At 73.4% G+C, this 14,862-nt stretch carries 15 protein-coding genes and 1 pseudogene; 5 read left to right on the top strand and 11 right to left on the bottom strand.

Annotated features, from left to right (window positions below):
• Positions 1-58: 58 nt before the first annotated feature.
• The 3 genes and pseudogenes from AB0J76_RS08220 to AB0J76_RS08210 all read right to left on the bottom strand — a co-directional run.
• A pseudogene (locus AB0J76_RS08220) lies at positions 59-451 on the bottom strand (RloB domain-containing protein); the annotation flags it as partial.
• A 13-nt stretch (positions 452-464) separates the two neighbouring features.
• On the bottom strand, positions 465-731 hold the full coding sequence (locus AB0J76_RS08215; RefSeq protein WP_352320043.1) for a hypothetical protein: 267 nt from the start codon (positions 729-731) through the stop codon (positions 465-467).
• Positions 728-1,957, bottom strand: coding sequence for an ATP-binding protein (locus AB0J76_RS08210; RefSeq protein ID WP_352320045.1), 1,230 nt, complete (start codon positions 1,955-1,957; stop codon positions 728-730). The genes AB0J76_RS08215 and AB0J76_RS08210 overlap by 4 nt, the downstream gene beginning before the upstream one ends.
• Positions 1,958-2,183: 226 nt before the next feature.
• On the opposite strand from AB0J76_RS08210, the gene AB0J76_RS08205 reads away from it, so the two are divergent.
• Complete coding sequence (locus tag AB0J76_RS08205) at positions 2,184-2,537, top strand: nucleotide pyrophosphohydrolase (protein WP_352320046.1); 354 nt, start codon at positions 2,184-2,186, stop codon at positions 2,535-2,537.
• 149 nt (positions 2,538-2,686) lie between these two features.
• Here AB0J76_RS08205 and AB0J76_RS08200 read toward each other — a convergent pair whose 3' ends face one another.
• Complete coding sequence (locus AB0J76_RS08200) at positions 2,687-4,165, bottom strand: MFS transporter (RefSeq protein ID WP_352320048.1); 1,479 nt, start codon at positions 4,163-4,165, stop codon at positions 2,687-2,689.
• An 89-nt stretch (positions 4,166-4,254) separates the two neighbouring features.
• On the opposite strand from AB0J76_RS08200, the gene AB0J76_RS08195 reads away from it, so the two are divergent.
• Positions 4,255-7,380 carry a BTAD domain-containing putative transcriptional regulator gene (locus AB0J76_RS08195; RefSeq protein ID WP_352320050.1) on the top strand — a complete coding sequence of 1,042 codons (3,126 nt, stop codon included), beginning with the start codon at positions 4,255-4,257 and terminating at the stop codon, positions 7,378-7,380.
• Positions 7,381-7,416: 36 nt separating this feature from the next.
• Here AB0J76_RS08195 and AB0J76_RS08190 read toward each other — a convergent pair whose 3' ends face one another.
• Both AB0J76_RS08190 and AB0J76_RS08185 read right to left on the bottom strand, forming a co-directional pair.
• Positions 7,417-7,869: an SRPBCC domain-containing protein gene (locus tag AB0J76_RS08190; protein WP_352320052.1), complete on the bottom strand. Its 453-nt coding sequence runs from the start codon at positions 7,867-7,869 to the stop codon at positions 7,417-7,419.
• 4 nt (positions 7,870-7,873) lie between these two features.
• A complete protein-coding gene (locus tag AB0J76_RS08185; protein WP_352320054.1) occupies positions 7,874-9,082 on the bottom strand; it encodes an MFS transporter in 1,209 nt (402 codons plus the stop codon).
• A gap of 108 nt (positions 9,083-9,190) precedes the next feature.
• Here AB0J76_RS08185 and AB0J76_RS08180 point away from each other — a divergent pair, with 108 nt between their 5' ends.
• Entirely contained in the window at positions 9,191-10,405 is a 1,215-nt protein-coding gene (locus tag AB0J76_RS08180) for an amidohydrolase family protein (RefSeq protein WP_352320056.1), read from the top strand.
• Between the two features lie 92 nt (positions 10,406-10,497).
• Complete coding sequence (locus AB0J76_RS08175) at positions 10,498-11,196, top strand: helix-turn-helix domain-containing protein (RefSeq protein WP_352320058.1); 699 nt, start codon at positions 10,498-10,500, stop codon at positions 11,194-11,196.
• Here AB0J76_RS08175 and AB0J76_RS08170 read toward each other — a convergent pair.
• Genes AB0J76_RS08170 through AB0J76_RS08155 form a run of 4 tightly spaced genes read right to left on the bottom strand, consistent with a single transcriptional unit; the run spans position 11,162 to position 13,510 of the window.
• Positions 11,162-11,803, bottom strand: a complete 642-nt coding sequence (locus AB0J76_RS08170) for an alpha-ketoglutarate-dependent dioxygenase AlkB (RefSeq protein WP_352320060.1) — start codon at positions 11,801-11,803, stop codon at positions 11,162-11,164. The two genes, AB0J76_RS08175 and AB0J76_RS08170, sit on opposite strands and share 35 nt — an antisense overlap.
• Entirely contained in the window at positions 11,800-12,327 is a 528-nt protein-coding gene (locus AB0J76_RS08165) for a hypothetical protein (protein ID WP_352320062.1), read from the bottom strand. Before AB0J76_RS08165 ends, AB0J76_RS08170 begins: the two co-directional genes overlap by 4 nt.
• Positions 12,324-13,025, bottom strand: coding sequence for a 2OG-Fe(II) oxygenase (locus tag AB0J76_RS08160; RefSeq protein ID WP_352320064.1), 702 nt, complete (start codon positions 13,023-13,025; stop codon positions 12,324-12,326). Before AB0J76_RS08160 ends, AB0J76_RS08165 begins: the two co-directional genes overlap by 4 nt.
• Positions 13,022-13,510 (bottom strand): methylated-DNA--[protein]-cysteine S-methyltransferase, encoded by a 489-nt coding sequence (locus tag AB0J76_RS08155; protein WP_352320066.1) that lies wholly within the window; start codon positions 13,508-13,510, stop codon positions 13,022-13,024. Before AB0J76_RS08155 ends, AB0J76_RS08160 begins: the two co-directional genes overlap by 4 nt.
• 74 nt (positions 13,511-13,584) lie before the next feature.
• Between AB0J76_RS08155 and AB0J76_RS08150 the strand changes: the two genes are divergently transcribed.
• Positions 13,585-14,397 carry a lysophospholipase gene (locus AB0J76_RS08150; protein ID WP_352320068.1) on the top strand — a complete coding sequence of 271 codons (813 nt, stop codon included), beginning with the start codon at positions 13,585-13,587 and terminating at the stop codon, positions 14,395-14,397.
• Between the two features lie 32 nt (positions 14,398-14,429).
• Here the strand turns inward: AB0J76_RS08150 and AB0J76_RS08145 are convergent, their stop codons facing one another.
• Positions 14,430-14,765: a hypothetical protein gene (locus AB0J76_RS08145; protein WP_352320070.1), complete on the bottom strand. Its 336-nt coding sequence runs from the start codon at positions 14,763-14,765 to the stop codon at positions 14,430-14,432.
• Positions 14,766-14,862 lie beyond the last annotated feature (97 nt).

The raw sequence follows: 14,862 nt of genomic DNA, 5'->3' as shown, positions 1-14,862 counted from the left end.
TCTGATCACCTGTGCGGCTGCTCATTGCGCGCTCGCCGAGCCCGTCTCTCCGGCCGCCTCAGAGGAACGGCGGGATGCCGAGGCTCTCCAGAAGGCGCCACATCCCGCTGGACGGATCCTGATCGATGAGCCCGCAACGTGGCTTGGGGCCTCGCGGATGGGAGCACTCGCCGGAAGCGCAGCGCCTCTCCAGGCTTCGCGCATTGTCGAACGCGGTCTTGAGGCGTGGCATGAGGTGATCGGCGCGCGCTTTGGTGATCCTCTTGTCCCTCGGCCCGAACCCCGCGAAACCGGGCCGCTGTGACAACAGCTGGTGGATCTGGTGGTTGCGGCCGTCCTGCGGCTGGTCGTAGAGGCCGTAGTGCAGGTAGAGCCAGAAGTCGAAGGACGGATGGGACAGGGCGACTCTGATCTTGCGGTGCTCCTTGAGCGCGTTCAGGGCGGCGTCGAGGTCACCATGCTGGTCACGGGCGAAGAGCGTCTTCCTCGGCCACGGTCAGGGCGCGCTGGGCGACCTTCCACGGTTTCATGTCGTCGGGCCGGTACTTCGGCATGTCGATGCGGAACGAGCACTGCCGGGAGAACGCGTTCTGCAGCATCGTGAGGTAGTCGTACTCGGTCACCGCGCCTTCGGCGACCGCGTAGAAGATGCGATTCGCGGCGCGGGGCGGCGGCTGGGCCGTCAGGCTGGAGCCGCGTTGGCGCTTCTTCCTGACCTTGTCGGGGCTCATGCGAGGGCCTCTCCCGCCTCGCGTGCCAGCTCGCCGGGGGCGACCCGTGGTACGCCGCCGAAGCGGCCGAGCAGCCAGCCGCGTTCGAGGTTCTCGTTCGGACGGGGCGGTGGACGCAGGCTCGACAGCGGATACAGCTCCGTCGAGCCCCTGGGGTCCTTCTCCGCCATCCAGACCACGTCCCGGTCCAGGATCCGTTCCCCGCCCGCGAGCGGACGCAGCAGCGACGCGTCGTGCGTCGTGAACACCATCTGCGCCCCTCGCGCGTTGACCTCGGGGTCCTCGAACATCCTGATCACCTCGGCCGCGAGTGCGGGGTGCAGGCTGGCGTCCAGTTCGTCCACGAGCACCGTGGTGCCCTGCTGGAACGCCTCCAGCAGGGGCCCCAGCATCGCGAACCAGGCGCGCGTGCCCATGGACTCGTGCGCGAAGTCCAGAGAGGCCGTGTGATCGCCGGCGCGGTGGAGCAGCCGGACGTCACCACGTGCCAGGGCGGCCTCGTCGAACCCGACGATGCCGAGGTCGGCCCGGGTCAGCAGGCGGCCGACCTGAGCCCTGAACCGTTCATCCGCAAGGGCTCTGGCCTTGGTGAACACCTGGCGCTGGGGCAGGTCCTGTTCGGGGCTGATCAGCCACAGATTGTCGCGGAACCACTCGAACACGGGCAGCAGTTGCTCGTTGTTCCACTCGGCGGCCACCGTGAGAAAGAGGGAGTCCGGGCGGGTCTTCCGCGCCAGGTCCTGCTTCTCGCCGCGCAGCCCTTCCCCGGCGAAGCGGATGTCGTCGCCGTCGCGGTCGAACCAGACCTGGCGCCGGCCCTTGGGGTAGGCGTGCAGCCATTCGGCGTGGACGCGTTCGTCGTCCAGCTCGAACCCGTAGGTGTAGCGGACGCCCGCCAGTTCGAGGTCGATCTCGACGAAGGAGTCTTCGTCCGCGCAGCTCGGGTCGAGCGCGAAGGGGATCCGGCGGGTCGGCTTCTCCTCGCTGATCCACGCCACCGAGTGCAGCACGGCCTGCCGCATCAGCCGCAGGCCGACGAGCGTGTTGGTCTTTCCCGAGGCGTTGGCTCCGTAGATCCCCAGGACCGGGAGCACGGACAGCGGCCGCCCTCCCTCCCGGACCGGGATGGGGCGGGCCGTGCCGTCGTTCAGCTCCGTCGCGATCAGTGAGAGACGTTGATCATCACGGAACGACAGGACGTTGGCCAACCGGAAGTTGAGAAGCACGGTGTCTCCCTTGTCAGGATCACGCTACCCATTTGAAGCCGTCTGGCGTGCGTTTCGTTCGCGTGAGGGCGTCAAATGGGCGCTTGCTGCCTGGCGGTGCCTGTCAGAGGATCGCGAAGTCCGGGTCGGCGCGGTCGAAGGGTCGCCGGGGAACCAGACGGGGTTCGCCCGGACTGTCATCACCGGTCGTGATGGATCGGCCTGCGGGCCAGTAGGGTCGGGTGGCGTGAGCGAGGAGCTGGAAGGGCTGGCCGTACGGCTGCGGGAGTTCGCGCGGGCCCGCGACTGGGAGAGGTTCCACACGCCGAAGAACCTGGCGATGGCGCTGGCGGGGGAGGCGGGCGAGCTGGTCGCGGAGTTCCAGTGGCTGACCGCCGAGGAGTCCGCGAGCCCCGACCCCGACACGCTCGCCCGCATCCGCGCCGAGCTCGGCGACGTGACCCTGTACCTGGTCCGGCTGGCCGACGTCCTGGGGGTCGATCTGGTGGCGGCGGCGACCGCCAAGCTGGCCGACAACGAACGCCGCTACGACGCGGCCGGCTACCGCGGCTCGGCCAGGAAAGCGCCGCCGTCCGGCTGACCGTGCGTACGAACGGCATGCCCGGAACGGCGAAGGACCGCCGGCCAGGCCGGCGGTCAGCGGGCAACGAGGGCTGGAGGGCGGTCAGGGGACAAGGAGGGCGAGAGGGCGGTCAGGGGACAAGGAGAGGGCGAGAGGGCAGGAGGGGGTCAGGGCGTCGGGCGGTGGTGGCGGAGGGTGAGGAGGGCGAAGACGGCCAGCCCCGCGAAGACCACCGCGCTCACGGCCCCCACCGTGTTCAGCCCCGCCGTGAACGCCGCCCGCGCCAGGTCCAGCAGTCCGGGCAGGTCCTTGGCGGCGGTCACCGCCGCGCCGATGCTCTCCCGCACGGCCTCCACCGGCAGGTGCTCGGGGAGCCGCCCGCGGTAGACGGCCGTGCCGAGGCTGCCGAGCGCGGCCACCCCGACCGCCACCCCGAACTCGCCGCTCGTCTCGGTCAGCGACGCCGCCGAGCCGGCCTTCTCGGCGGGCGCGGCCGTCATGATCACGCTGTTGCCCGTGCCCATCGGCAGCGCGATGCCCGCCGAGGCCAGGACCAGCCCGGTGACGACCAGCCCGGTCCCGCCCACGCTGGAAACCTGGGTGTGCAGGAACAGCCCGACGGCGCCCAGCGCGAGCCCGGCGGCCATCACGTACGCGGTGCCGATCCGGGCGGCGAGCCGCGGCGCGACCGACAGGGCCACGATCATCGCCAGGTTCTGCGGCACCAGCCACAACCCGGCGCCCAGCGGCGACAGCGACGCCACGGTCTGCAGGTACTGGGTGGTCATGAGTGTGGTCCCGGCCATGACGATCCCGCCGAGCGACATGATGCCCAGCGTCGCCGCGAACGCCCGGTTGCCGAACAGCCGCAGGTCCAGCAGCGGGCTGGCGAGGTTGCGCTGCCGCCTGACGAACGCCACGCCGAAGGCCGTCCCGGCGGCGATCGCGATCAGGGGGACGGGCTGCCAGCCGCCGCGCGCGACCTCCTTCAGCCCGTAGACGACCGGCAGGATGGTCGCCAGGGACAGCGCCACGCTGGCCGGGTCGAGGCGGCCGGCGTTCGGGTCGCGGTACTCGGGGAGCAGCAGCCGTCCGGCGACCAGCACGACCGCCATGAACGGCACGCCCATCAGGAACGCCGACCCCCACCAGAAGTGCTCCAGCAGCAGCCCGCCCACCAGCGGGCCGACCGCCATGCCGAGCATGAAGCAGCCGTACCACAGGCCGATCGCGGTGCCCATCTGCCGGCCGTCGGTGAACATCGTGCGGATCAGCGCCAGCGACGACGGCAGCAGCGTCGCCCCCGAGACGCCGAGCAGCGCCCGCGACACGATGAGCATCTCCGCGTTCACCGAGTACGCGGCGGCCACCGAGGCCGCGGCGAAGGCCACCGAGCCGATCAGCAGCAGCCTGCGCCGCCCGATCCGGTCGCCCAGCGTCCCCATCGTCACCAGGAACCCGGCCAGCATGAACGAGTAGATGTCCAGGATCCACAGCTGCTGCGGCGCGGAGGCGCCGAGCCCGGCGCTCAGGTGCGGCAGCGCCAGGTAGAGCACGCTCAGGTCGACGGAGAGCAGCAGGGCCACCGAGGCGAGGATCGCGAGCCCCGTCCATTCACGCCGTCCAGCGAGGGTGCCGGTCTTCATGTCGTTTCCCCTTTCGTCGATCTCACCGTGCCGGAGGGCGCTTCCGGTGCGCTTCTCGAGGACTTACGGCGGCGCATAAGGTGACGGACATGCGATTTGGGGTGCTGGGGCCGCTGGCCGTGTGGACCGATGCGGGGGAGCCCGTGACGATCCCCGGGCTCAAGGTCCGGGCGCTGCTCGCCGATCTGCTCGTGCACGAGGGCCATCCGGTCTCGGCCGACCGGCTGGTGGAGGACCTGTGGGGCGAGGAGCCGCCGGGCAACCCGGCGGGCGCGCTCCAGGTGCGGGTCTCCCAGTTGCGCAAGGCGCTGGAGGACGCCGAGCCGGGCGGCAAGAACCTGGTGGTCTCGCGGGCGCCCGGCTATCTGCTGCGCACCGATCCCGGCGCGCTCGACGCGGACCGCTTCGCCGGCCTGCTGACCCGCGCCGAGGCCGCCGACAGCCCGCGGACCAGGGCGGGGCTGCTGGCCGACGCCCTGGCGCTGTGGCGGGGGGCGGCCTACGCCGACTTCGCCGACGAGGAGTACACCAGGTCGGCGATCGTCCGGCTGGAGGAGCAGCGGCTGACGGCGCTGGAGCAGCGCGCCGAGGCCCGGCTGGAACTGGGCGAGCACGGGCTGCTCGTGGGCGAGCTGGGCGACCTGGTGGCCCGGCATCCGCTGCGGGAGCGGCTGCGCGCCGTGCACATGCGCGCCCTCTACCGGGCCGGACGGCAGAGCGACGCCCTGGCGAGCTTCGCCGAGCTGCGCGAGCGCCTGGCCGACGAGCTGGGCCTCGATCCCGGCCCCGAGCTGGTCGCGCTGCACCAGGCGATCCTCGGCCAGGACCCGGCGCTGAGCCTGCCCGCCGAGCGGCCCACCACGAACCTGCCCGCGTCCGTCAGCAAGCTCGTCGGCAGGGACGAGGCGCTGGCCGAGGTCTGCTCGCTGGTCAGCGCCGAGCGGCTGGTGACGCTCACCGGCACCGGCGGCGTGGGCAAGACCAGGCTGGCGCTGGAGGCGGCGCACCGGCTGCTGGACGGCTTCGCCGACGGCGCCTGGCTGGTCGCGCTCGACGCCGCCACCCACTCGCCCGCCGAGGCGATCATGGCCGCCCTGGACATCCGGGAGGACCCGTCGGGCGGCGACGTGTGCGAACGGCTGGCCGCGGCGTTGCGGCCGAGGCGCGTGCTGCTCGTGCTGGACAACTGCGAGCACGTGGTCGAGCAGGTCGCCGACGTGGTCGACGCGCTGCTGGCCGCGGTGCCGGGCCTGACCGTCCTGGCCACCAGCCGGGAGCCGCTCGGCGTGGACGGCGAGGTGTTGTGGAGCGTCCCGCCGCTCGACCTGCCGGCGGGCACGGACCTGGCGGAGATGGCCCGTTCGGACGCCGTCCGGCTGTTCGTCGCCAGGGCGGCCGCCTCGGCCCGCGGGTTCGCGCTGGAGGCGGGCAACGCGCAGGCGGTGGCCCAGCTCTGCCGGCGGCTCGACGGCATCCCGCTGGCCCTGGAGCTGGCCGCGACGCGGGTGCGGGCGCTGGGCATCCAGGGGGTGGTGGACCGGCTGGACGACCGGTTCAGGCTGCTGGCGTCCGGGCGCAGGGGCGCGCCCGCCCGGCAGCAGACGCTCACCGCCGTGATCGACTGGAGCTGGGACCTGCTGTCGGACGAGGAACGGGTGGTGCTGCGCCGCCTGGCCGTGCACGCCGACGGCTGCACCCTGGAGTCGGCCGAGGCGGTGTGCGCCGAGCCGGGGCTCGACGTGCTCGACCTGCTGGCCCGGCTGGTCGACCGCTCGCTCGTGGTGGTCGCCGAGAGCACGACGGGCGTCAGGTACCGGCTGCTGGAGTCGGTGTCGGAGTACTGCGTGGGCCGTCTGGCCGACGCCGGCGAGCTGGCCGACGTGCGCCGCGCCCACCTGCGCCACTACCTGGAGCTGGCCGTCGCGGCCGAACCCGGCCTGTACGGCGGCGAGCAGCGGGACCGCCTGCTGCGCCTGGACGCCGAGTCGGCCAACATGCGGGCCGCGCTGGACACCGCGATCGCCGAGGGGGCCGCCGACACCGCCGCGCGCCTGGTCAACGCGCTGGCCTGGTACTGGTTCCTGCGCGGCCGGCTGGCCGAGGGACGGCGCTCGCTGGGCGCGGCGCTGGCCGTCGCGGGGCCGGACGGCCCGGCCAGGCACCGGGCGGCGGCCTGGCACGCCGGGTTCGCGCTCCTGCTGGGCGAGCAGGTCGCGTGGGAGCCGCTGCTGGAGCGCGTCGCCGACCCGGGCGAGCGGGCCAGGGCCGAGCTGTTCGCCGGAATGAGCGTGCCCGACATGGTCACCGGCCAGGAGCTGACCGGACGTGCGCTGGCCGCCTGCCGCGCCCTCGGCGACACGTGGGGCGTCGCCGTCGCGCTGGCCAGGCAGGCGCGCGACGCGTTCACCATGCGCGACACCGAGGCGCTGGAGCGCGACGCGGGGGAGAGCGCGCGGCTGTTCGGCGAGCTGGGCGACCGCTGGGGCATGTTGCAGGCCACCGAATGGCTGGCGGGCGCGGCCGAGATGGCCGGCGACCACGAGCGGGCGCGCCGGCTGTTCGCCGAGGGGCTGCGCATGGCCGAGGAGCTCGGCCTGTGGCCCGAGGTGGCCGGGCGCACCGCCTGGCTGGGCTGGACGGCGCTGCACGGCGGCGCGTACGACCAGGCCATGGAGTTGTGCGGACGGGCGTTGAAGCTGGCGCTCGGCCAGGGCTACAAGATGGGCGAGACCATGGCCGAGATGGGCCTGGCCTTCGCCGCGCGCCGCGCCGGGCTGCTCGACCTGGCCGAGTCGCACCTGCACCACCTGCTGGCGGGCCTGCCGCGCGACCCCGCCGTCGAGCCGCCGCTGCACCTGCCGGACCTGCTGGTCGAGCTGGGCCACCTCACCGAGCAGCGCGGCGACCCGGCCGCCGCCCTGGAGCTGCACCGGGAGGCGCTGGCCGCGGCGATCAGGGTCGGCGACCCGCGCACGGCGGCGGCGTGCGTCGCGGGCGCGGCGTCGGCGGCCGGGCCGACCGAGCGGGCGGCGGTGCTGCTGGGGCTGGCCGCCGCGATCCGCGAGCAGATCCAGACCCCGGCCAACGCCGCCGAACGCGCGGAGGAGGAGCGGGTCACGGCCCGGGTCCGGGACGCGCTCGGTGAGCGCGCCTTCGCCGCGGCGTACGAGCGGGGCGGCACGTACAAGCTGGACGACGCCCTCGGCCTGTTCTGAGGTTCAGCGTGTCGTCGGGGATCCGCGTGTCGGGGGTCAGCGTGCGACATGCTCGGCCAGGCGGTCGAAGAACTCGTCCCAGCCGGCCCTGGCCTGCTCGGCGTGCTCCTGGTCGGTGTTGACGCCGAACTGGTGGAAACGCATCTCGGTGCCGCCGTCCCGGTCGAGCAGGTCGAGCGTGACGACCGAGGCCGGGCCGTCGCCGGGGTTGTCGGGGTCGCCGGTGGTGAACACCAGCCGGGCGGGCGCCTGCACCTCGCGGTAGGAGCCCTCCAGCGTCGCCTCGAACCCCTCCTCGCCGACGAGCGTCGCGCGCCACCGGCCGCCGGGACGGGCGTCGAGGGTGATCCGGCCGACCGGCGTGGCCAGCATGCGCGGGCCGAACCAGCGGGAGAAACGCTCGGGCTCGGTCCAGGCGGCGTAGACGTCCTCGCGGGGGGCGTCGAAGGTGCGGACGATCTCGTACTGTGCGGTCTGCGTCGTTGTCATGCTTCTACGATGCGGGAGCGGCCTTACGATCCTCTTCCCGCGGCCTTACGGTGATCTGCCGCACCGGCCGCAGGGACAGCAGCACCAGGCAGCCGACGACCGTGACCAGCGCGGAGAAGCCCAGCACCTCGCGGGAGCCCACCAGGGCGGCCACCGGCCCGGCCAGCGCCTGGCCGATCGGGAGCGACATGGTCGAGCCGCCGATCTCGTACGCGCTGACCCGGTTCAGCGCCTCGGCCGGCACCAGCGTCTGCACGCTCGTCGCCCACATCACCGACCAGAACGCCCACCCAGCGCCGCCCACCACGTGGCAGGCCATGATCACGCCGAGCGGCAGGCCGGCCGCGAAGCTCAGCGGCTCCAGCGCGAACAGGAACATGCCGATCCCGCCCGCCGCCAGCGGCCTGGCCGGCCTGATCCGCAGCGCCACCAGGCCGCCCACGATCGTCCCCGCCCCGCTCGCCGACATCACCAGCCCGTACGCGGTCTGCCCGTACGCGTCGGTCACCACCACCGAGCCGAGCGGGATCAGCGGCCCGAACAGGGTGATCCCGAAGACCACCCAGATCAGGATGACGCTCCACATCCACGTGCGCGACCGGAACTCCCGCCAGCCCTCGCGCAGCCGCACCAGCACAGGCTCCTCGCCGGAGCCCGCCACCCGCACCCGCATGAGCAGCAGGCACACCGCGCTGATCGCGAACCCGGCCGAGTCGGCGGCGAACACCACGCCCACCCCGGCCAGCCCGACCAGCGCCCCGGCCAGCCCCGGCCCGAGCAACTGCATGATCGCCTCGGACATGCGCAGGGTGGCGTTGGCGCGCTGCACGTCGGCCGCGACCCGGGAGATGGTGCCCGCGACGCCCGGCGTGTACATGGCGGCCGCCGCACCCGCGACCGCCGACAGCGCCACGACCTGCCACAACTCCGGCCGGCCCAGCACGAACAGGGCCGCCGTGCCGGCCTGCGTCGCCGTCCTGGCCAGGTCGGCGCCGACCATCATGCGGCGGGGCGTGAACCGGTCCATGAGCACGCCGCCGAACAGGATGAGCCCGGCCATCGGCACCATCCAGGCGGCCAGCGCCAGGCCGACGCCGGTGGCGCCGTAACCGGCGTCGTGCATGCCGAGCGCGGTGGCCACCGGCATCATCGCCGAGCCCAGCATCGACACCGTGCGGGCGGTGAAGAAGAGCACGAAGTCGCGCGTCCACATGGACGGTCATCATGCCGTAATAAGTAAACCTTCCTGTCAATTGGGGCCCGTGTTCCGGCCCCCGGCGGGGGCGGGCGCGGCGGGGCCGCGTGTGGCACTGTGGAGGGCATGCGGATCATCCGTGCCGGCACGGTGCTCACCGGGCGTCCCGGAGAGGTCATCACGAACGGCGAAGTGCTGATCGACGGCTCGCGCATCGTCTCGGTGGGCCCCCGCGGCAGTGCGGGCCAGGCCGCCGAGACCCTCGACCTGCCCGGCCACACCCTGCTGCCCGGCCTCGTCGACGCGCACGTGCACCTCGGGTTCGACGGCACGGTCGACCCGGTGACCCGGCGCAGCGCCGTGAGCGACGGCCACCTGCTGCTGCGCATGGCCGAGAACGCCCGCAAGCTCGTCTCCGCGGGCGTCACCACGGCCCGCGACCTCGGCGGACGCGACTTCCTCGACCTCACCCTGCGCGACGCGATCGAGGGCGGCCTCGCCGTCGGCCCGCACCTGATCGCCGCGACCCGGCCGATCACGGTCACCGGCGGCCACTGCTGGTACATGGGCGGCGAGGCCGACGACGAGCCGTCCGTCCGGCGGGTGGCCAGGGAGAACCTGCGGGCCGGCGCCGACTGCCTCAAGGTGATGGCCTCGGGCGGCGAGATGTCGCCCGGCTCGGTGCCGAGCTGGCGGGCCCAGTACCCGGCCGCGCTGATCAGGGCCGCCGTGGAGGAGGCCGCGACGCGCGGCAAGACCGTCGCGGCCCACGCCCACGCCCCCGAGTCGATCGGCAACGCGCTGGAGGCCGGGGTCACCACGATCGAGCACTGCACGTTCCACACCCCGGCGGGCCCGGTCTACGACGCGCGGCTGGCCGACCGCATCGCCGCGAGCGGCACGTACGTGTGCCCGACCGTGCACGGCCAGTTCTGGAACCTGCGCGCGCTCGTCGGCGCCGAGCCGATGGACCGCTGGCTGGGCAACCTCGCCGCCATGCGCGAGGCCGGGATCAGGCTCGTCGCCGGGACCGACACCGGGTTCGCCATCGCCGGGCTCGACAAGCGCACCGACGACTACGTCGCGGGGCTGGAGGTCTTCGCCGAGGCCGGGTTCGGCAACGCGGAGATCGTCGAGCTGGCCACCGTACGCGCCGCCGAGGCGTGCGGGGCCGGGGCCGAGACCGGCAGCCTGGAGGCCGGGAAGCGCGCCGACGTCATCGCGGTCCGCGGCAACCCGCTCGACCGCCTGGCCGACCTGCGCGCGCTCGACCTCGTGCTGGTGTCGGGACGTTCGGTCAGCCAGAAGCACGTGGACACCGTGACCTCGTCCGTCGGCTGAGCCGGACGGGGAGGCCCGGCCGCCCCGGCTCCTGGCGTGGCTCGCCCGCGACCTGTCCGCCTGACGGGACGCCGGGCGCTAGGCTGCCGCGTGTGGAGTTGAAGGATCAGGTACGCGAGCTGCGCGCCCAGGGCAGGTCTCCCAAGGAGATCGCCCGGGCGCTCAAGGTGTCGCCGTCGGTCGTCGCGCCCCTCGTGCGCGCCATCGCCGCCGAGAACGTGACGTCGGCCGAGCCCGAGGTGGTCGGCTGCTGGATGAACGTCGGCTGGAGCGCCGGGCTGGGCGTCGACCCGGCCAAGGGCTGGGTCGACGAGGCCCCGGAGTCCGGCGCCGGCGGCATGGTGTGCGTGCTGGTCGCCCGCCGCCACACCTGGGACCGGATGACCGTCGCCGGCTACCTCGCCGACGTCTACTGCCTCGGCATCAAGAACACCATCGGCCCGGACGTGCTCGACGAGCGCGACCTGCGCAGGTTCCGCGAATACTTCTTCGGCGAGTACGCGGGCTACCAGGAGGTGCCGATCGAGCTGGCCCAGCACCTGGTCTTCGGCTCGATCGACTACGCCCGCACCCTCGGCTTCGAGCCCCACGAGGACTTCTCGCCGGTCAGCGACCTGCTGGGCAAGTGGGAGGGCGGCTCGGCCATCACCTTCGGCCGCGACGGCAAGCCCTTCTACACCCCGGGCCCGCACGACGACCCGGGCAAGGTCCTGCGCATCCTGCGCCGCACCCTCACCGACGACCAGTTCGACTACTTCATCGAAGACCCGTCACCCGCATCGTCACGTTGAGGCGCCCGGCGGCCAGGCCGGTGGCCGGGTCGCCGGTGCCCGGGTAGACCTTCGGCACGCCGTGATAGGCGAAGCGGGACGCGCCGCCGAACACGAACAGGTCACCCGAGGCCAGCTCCACGTCGGTGTACGGCTTCCCGCGCGTCTCGGTGTTGCCGAAGCGGAACAGGCACGTGTCGCCGACGCTCAGCGACACCACCGGGGCGTCGGAGCGCTCGTCCTTGTCCTGGTGCATGCCCATCCTGGCCTGGCCGTCGTAGAAGTTGACCAGCGCGGTGTCGGGGTCGTAGCCGTCGTCCGGGCGGCCGTAGGCGTCGGCCAGCGCGCGGCGGCCGAGGTTGCCGAGCCACGTGGGGAACGCGGCGACCCGCCGCCCGTTCACGTCGTGCGCCAGACGCGTGTACCGGTACGGCTGCCAGTGCCAGCCGACGCACACCGTCCGCACCGACATCACGCCGCCGCCGGGCAGCACGGTGTGCCGGATCGGCACCGGGCCGGTCGCCCACGCCCGGCAGGCGCGCACCAGGTCCTGCTGCTCGACGAGGGACAGCCAGCCCGGGACGTGCACCGCGCCCGGGGCGATCTCCCGCATGGGTAGAGGGATCATCTCGGGTCCCGATATATCAGGTTTCGGCCTATTCGCCATGTTGTGCCGTCGGTGTCGGCTCCGCGCATGCCTTCCAGTGTCCCAGGAGCGGCCAGGGCGCCCGCGCGGGCCGTGGCCGCCGAACCGTACGTCCGGCGCGGATCCCAGTCGGTGCTGCGGCGCAGGCGCTCGCTCATCCCGGCCCATCCGGCCGGCGCGCCCGCGACCACCCAGGCGTCCGGTTCACCCGCCGTGAACCGCCTGGCCTGGCGCAGCCACGACGCCGCCGTCTCCGGCCAGGCGACCACCGCGAGCACCGTCCCGTCCCAGGCGTCGGCGAACGCCTCGGCCAGGCGGGCGCCGTCCCGGCCGTGGCCGACGACGACGGCGCCTGCCCGTGGGCGCTGGGCCCGGACGAGGGCGAGCAGCGCCTCCAGCTCGGCCGTCTGTCCGTCCGGTCGCCCGGCCGTCTGTTCGTCTGATCGCTCGGTCGTGCGCTCGGTCGTGCGCTCGGTCGTGCGCTCGGTTGTGCGCCGGTCCGTCATGTCGCGTCGTGCAGGACCAGGCCGAGGGTGTGCCGCAGCCCCGAACGCACGGTGCTGACCCCGTGCCGCACCGGCGAGGCCGACCAGCCGCGCGAGGAGCGCACCGGCCGGTCGCGGGTGGTGAAGATCAGCCCGTGCCCCTGCGGCAGCGCGGTCACCGTGCCCCGCGACTGGGCCCTCGGCCGCTGCTCCACCAGCAGGAACTCGCCCCCGGTGTAGTCCTCGCCGGGCCGGTCGAGCCCGATGACGACCTGCAGCGGGAACACCAGGTCGCCGTACAGGTCGCGGTGGAGCGCGTTCCAGTCGTTCTCCCGGTAGCGCAGCAGGATGGGGGTCGGCTTGGTCTGTCCCGCCGCGTGGCACATGTCCAGCCACTCGCCGAAGTCGTCCGGCCAGGGCGCGGGCTGCCCCAGCCGGGCCGCCCAGTCGCGGGCGATCGGCAGCAGGCGGGGATAGAACGCCGCCCGCAACTCCTCGACCAGCGTCGGGAACGGCCGGCGGAAGTACCGGTACTGGCCGGAGCCGAACCGGTGACGGGCCATGTCGACCGTCGAGCGGAACCGGCCGGCCTCGTCGTACAGGCCGGAGATCTCCGCGCACTCCCCGGGCGAGAGCAGCCTGGGCGTCAGCGCGCAGCCGTGGGCGTCGAGCTCCCCGGCCAGCCGCTCCCAGTCGGCCCCATCGACCTGCGGCGTCATGACGACACGCTCCAGAGCTGCGGCTGCAGGACGCCTTCGAGGGTGAGCAGGTCGCACTTGCGTTCCAGGCCGCCCGCGTAGCCGGTCAGCGCGCCGTCCGCGGCGACCACCCGGTGGCAGGGGACCACGACGAGCAGCGGGTTCGCGCCGATCGCGGCGCCGACCGCGCGGACCCGGTCCCGCGCCACGCCGGCGCGGGCGGTCAGCTCGCCGTAGCTCGTCGTCGTCCCGTACGGCAGCGCCGCCACCTGCGCCCACACCCGCTGCTGGAACGCCGTCCCGCGGGCGGCCAGGGGCAGGTCGAACGAGGTGCGCCCGCCCGCGAAGTACTCGCCGAGCTGTCGTTCGGCCTCCTCGAACGCGGCCGGCTCCCGGCGTCCGGGCGGCGCGCCCACGTCGAACGACACGCGGGTCAGCCGTCCCGCGCCGTCGCCGACGAGCAGAATCTCGCCCAGCGGACTGTCGATGGTGGTGTGGATGTCCATACTCTCTACAACACCGGCGCGCCCGCGGAAGTCAGCGGTTTTCGGACGTCGTGGCTGGATGGGAGAGGAAGTTCATGGCCGAGTCGAGAGAGCACACCTTCACCGGCACGCGGGGGCTGAACGTCGTCCGCGAATGGCCGCACGGCCGGCCCCGCTACCTCGCCCTCCTGGTCCACGGATACGGCGAGCACATCGGCCGCTACGAGTACGTGGCCGACCGTCTCGTCCGGCACGGCGCCGCCGTCTACGGGCTCGACCACATGGGCCACGGCAGGTCGGCGGGCGAACGCGTGCTCGTCGAGGACTTCGAGGACGTCGTCACCGACGTGCACACCGTCGAGGAGCGCGCCAAGGCCGACCACCCGGGCGTCCCGGTCGTGCTGATCGGCCACTCCATGGGCGGCATGATCGCCGCCCGGTACGCCCAGCGCTACGCCGAGGGCCTGACCGCGCTGGTGCTGTCGGGCCCGGTGATCGGCGAGTGGGCGGTCATCCCCGCGCTGATGGCGCTCGACGAGCTGCCCGACATCCCCATCGACCCGGCCACGCTCTCCCGCGATCCGTCGGTGGGGGCGGCGTACGCCGACGACCCGCTGGTCTGGCACGGGCCGTTCAAGCGGGCCACGGTGGAGGCGTTCGCCGCGATGCTGGACACGATCGCCAAGGGCGGCACGTTCGGCGCCCTGCCCACGTTGTGGGTGCACGGCGACGACGACCAGCTCGTACCGCTGGACGGCAGCCGGGCCGGGGTGGAGGCGGTCAAGGGCACCGACCTGACCGAACGCATCTACGCCGGCGCCCGTCACGAGGTCTTCAACGAGACCAACCGGGACGAGGTCCTCACCGACGTCCAGACCTTCGTGGACCGGGCGCTGGCCGACCGATAGCCAGGGCGGCGCGTGCGGTGGGGGGCTGGAAGTCAGCGGTGGTTCGTGCGGCGGGGTGTCGGGGGCTGCTGGGCGACCGGTAGCCAGAGGTGACCCTTGCCGTGGGCGCGGCTGAGCTCGATCTTCCAGCAGCCGGGCTTGGGGAAGACGAGCCCGGTGCCCCACTCGTCCCCCGGCCGGTGCCAGGACGACCCGCCGTGCTCCTCGGGCCCCCATGCGAGACGGGCGGCGGTGCCGTCAGGAAGGGACGCCCTGACCGTCAGCGGCCCGTCCCCGGTCATCCGCCACACGATCTTGATGGTCTCCTGCCGGCGAAGCGGCAGCCCGGACACGAACAACAACCCCCACACCTCGGCGTCCGCCGACACCCCCCGCACCTCCGGAAACCCACTCCCGCCACCTACCAACGCCCCCCGGCACCCCGCCCCCGCATTCGACCTCCCCCTCCCGCCACCGGCACCAGGG

The sequence above is a fragment of the Nonomuraea sp. NPDC049624 genome (assembly GCF_040675255.1).
Taxonomy (GTDB): Bacteria; Actinomycetota; Actinomycetes; order Streptosporangiales; family Streptosporangiaceae; genus Nonomuraea.
Note: the sequence above shows the minus strand (reverse complement) of the source record. Positions and strands in the feature narration are given on the sequence as shown.

What these genes read in the sequence shown, in the direction of transcription:
- AB0J76_RS08215 (WP_352320043.1), bottom strand. Translation starts at nt 731, where the DNA reads ATGAGCCCCGACAAGGTCAGGAAGAAGCGCCAACGCGGCTCCAGCCTG.
- AB0J76_RS08200 (WP_352320048.1), bottom strand. Translation starts at nt 4,165, where the DNA reads ATGAAGACCGGCACCCTCGCTGGACGGCGTGAATGGACGGGGCTCGCG.
- AB0J76_RS08195 (WP_352320050.1), top strand. Translation starts at nt 4,255, where the DNA reads ATGCGATTTGGGGTGCTGGGGCCGCTGGCCGTGTGGACCGATGCGGGG.
- AB0J76_RS08190 (WP_352320052.1), bottom strand. Translation starts at nt 7,869, where the DNA reads ATGACAACGACGCAGACCGCACAGTACGAGATCGTCCGCACCTTCGAC.
- AB0J76_RS08185 (WP_352320054.1), bottom strand. Translation starts at nt 9,082, where the DNA reads ATGTGGACGCGCGACTTCGTGCTCTTCTTCACCGCCCGCACGGTGTCG.
- AB0J76_RS08180 (WP_352320056.1), top strand. Translation starts at nt 9,191, where the DNA reads ATGCGGATCATCCGTGCCGGCACGGTGCTCACCGGGCGTCCCGGAGAG.
- AB0J76_RS08170 (WP_352320060.1), bottom strand. Translation starts at nt 11,803, where the DNA reads ATGATCCCTCTACCCATGCGGGAGATCGCCCCGGGCGCGGTGCACGTC.
- AB0J76_RS08165 (WP_352320062.1), bottom strand. Translation starts at nt 12,327, where the DNA reads ATGACGGACCGGCGCACAACCGAGCGCACGACCGAGCGCACGACCGAG.
- AB0J76_RS08160 (WP_352320064.1), bottom strand. Translation starts at nt 13,025, where the DNA reads ATGACGCCGCAGGTCGATGGGGCCGACTGGGAGCGGCTGGCCGGGGAG.
- AB0J76_RS08155 (WP_352320066.1), bottom strand. Translation starts at nt 13,510, where the DNA reads ATGGACATCCACACCACCATCGACAGTCCGCTGGGCGAGATTCTGCTC.
- AB0J76_RS08150 (WP_352320068.1), top strand. Translation starts at nt 13,585, where the DNA reads ATGGCCGAGTCGAGAGAGCACACCTTCACCGGCACGCGGGGGCTGAAC.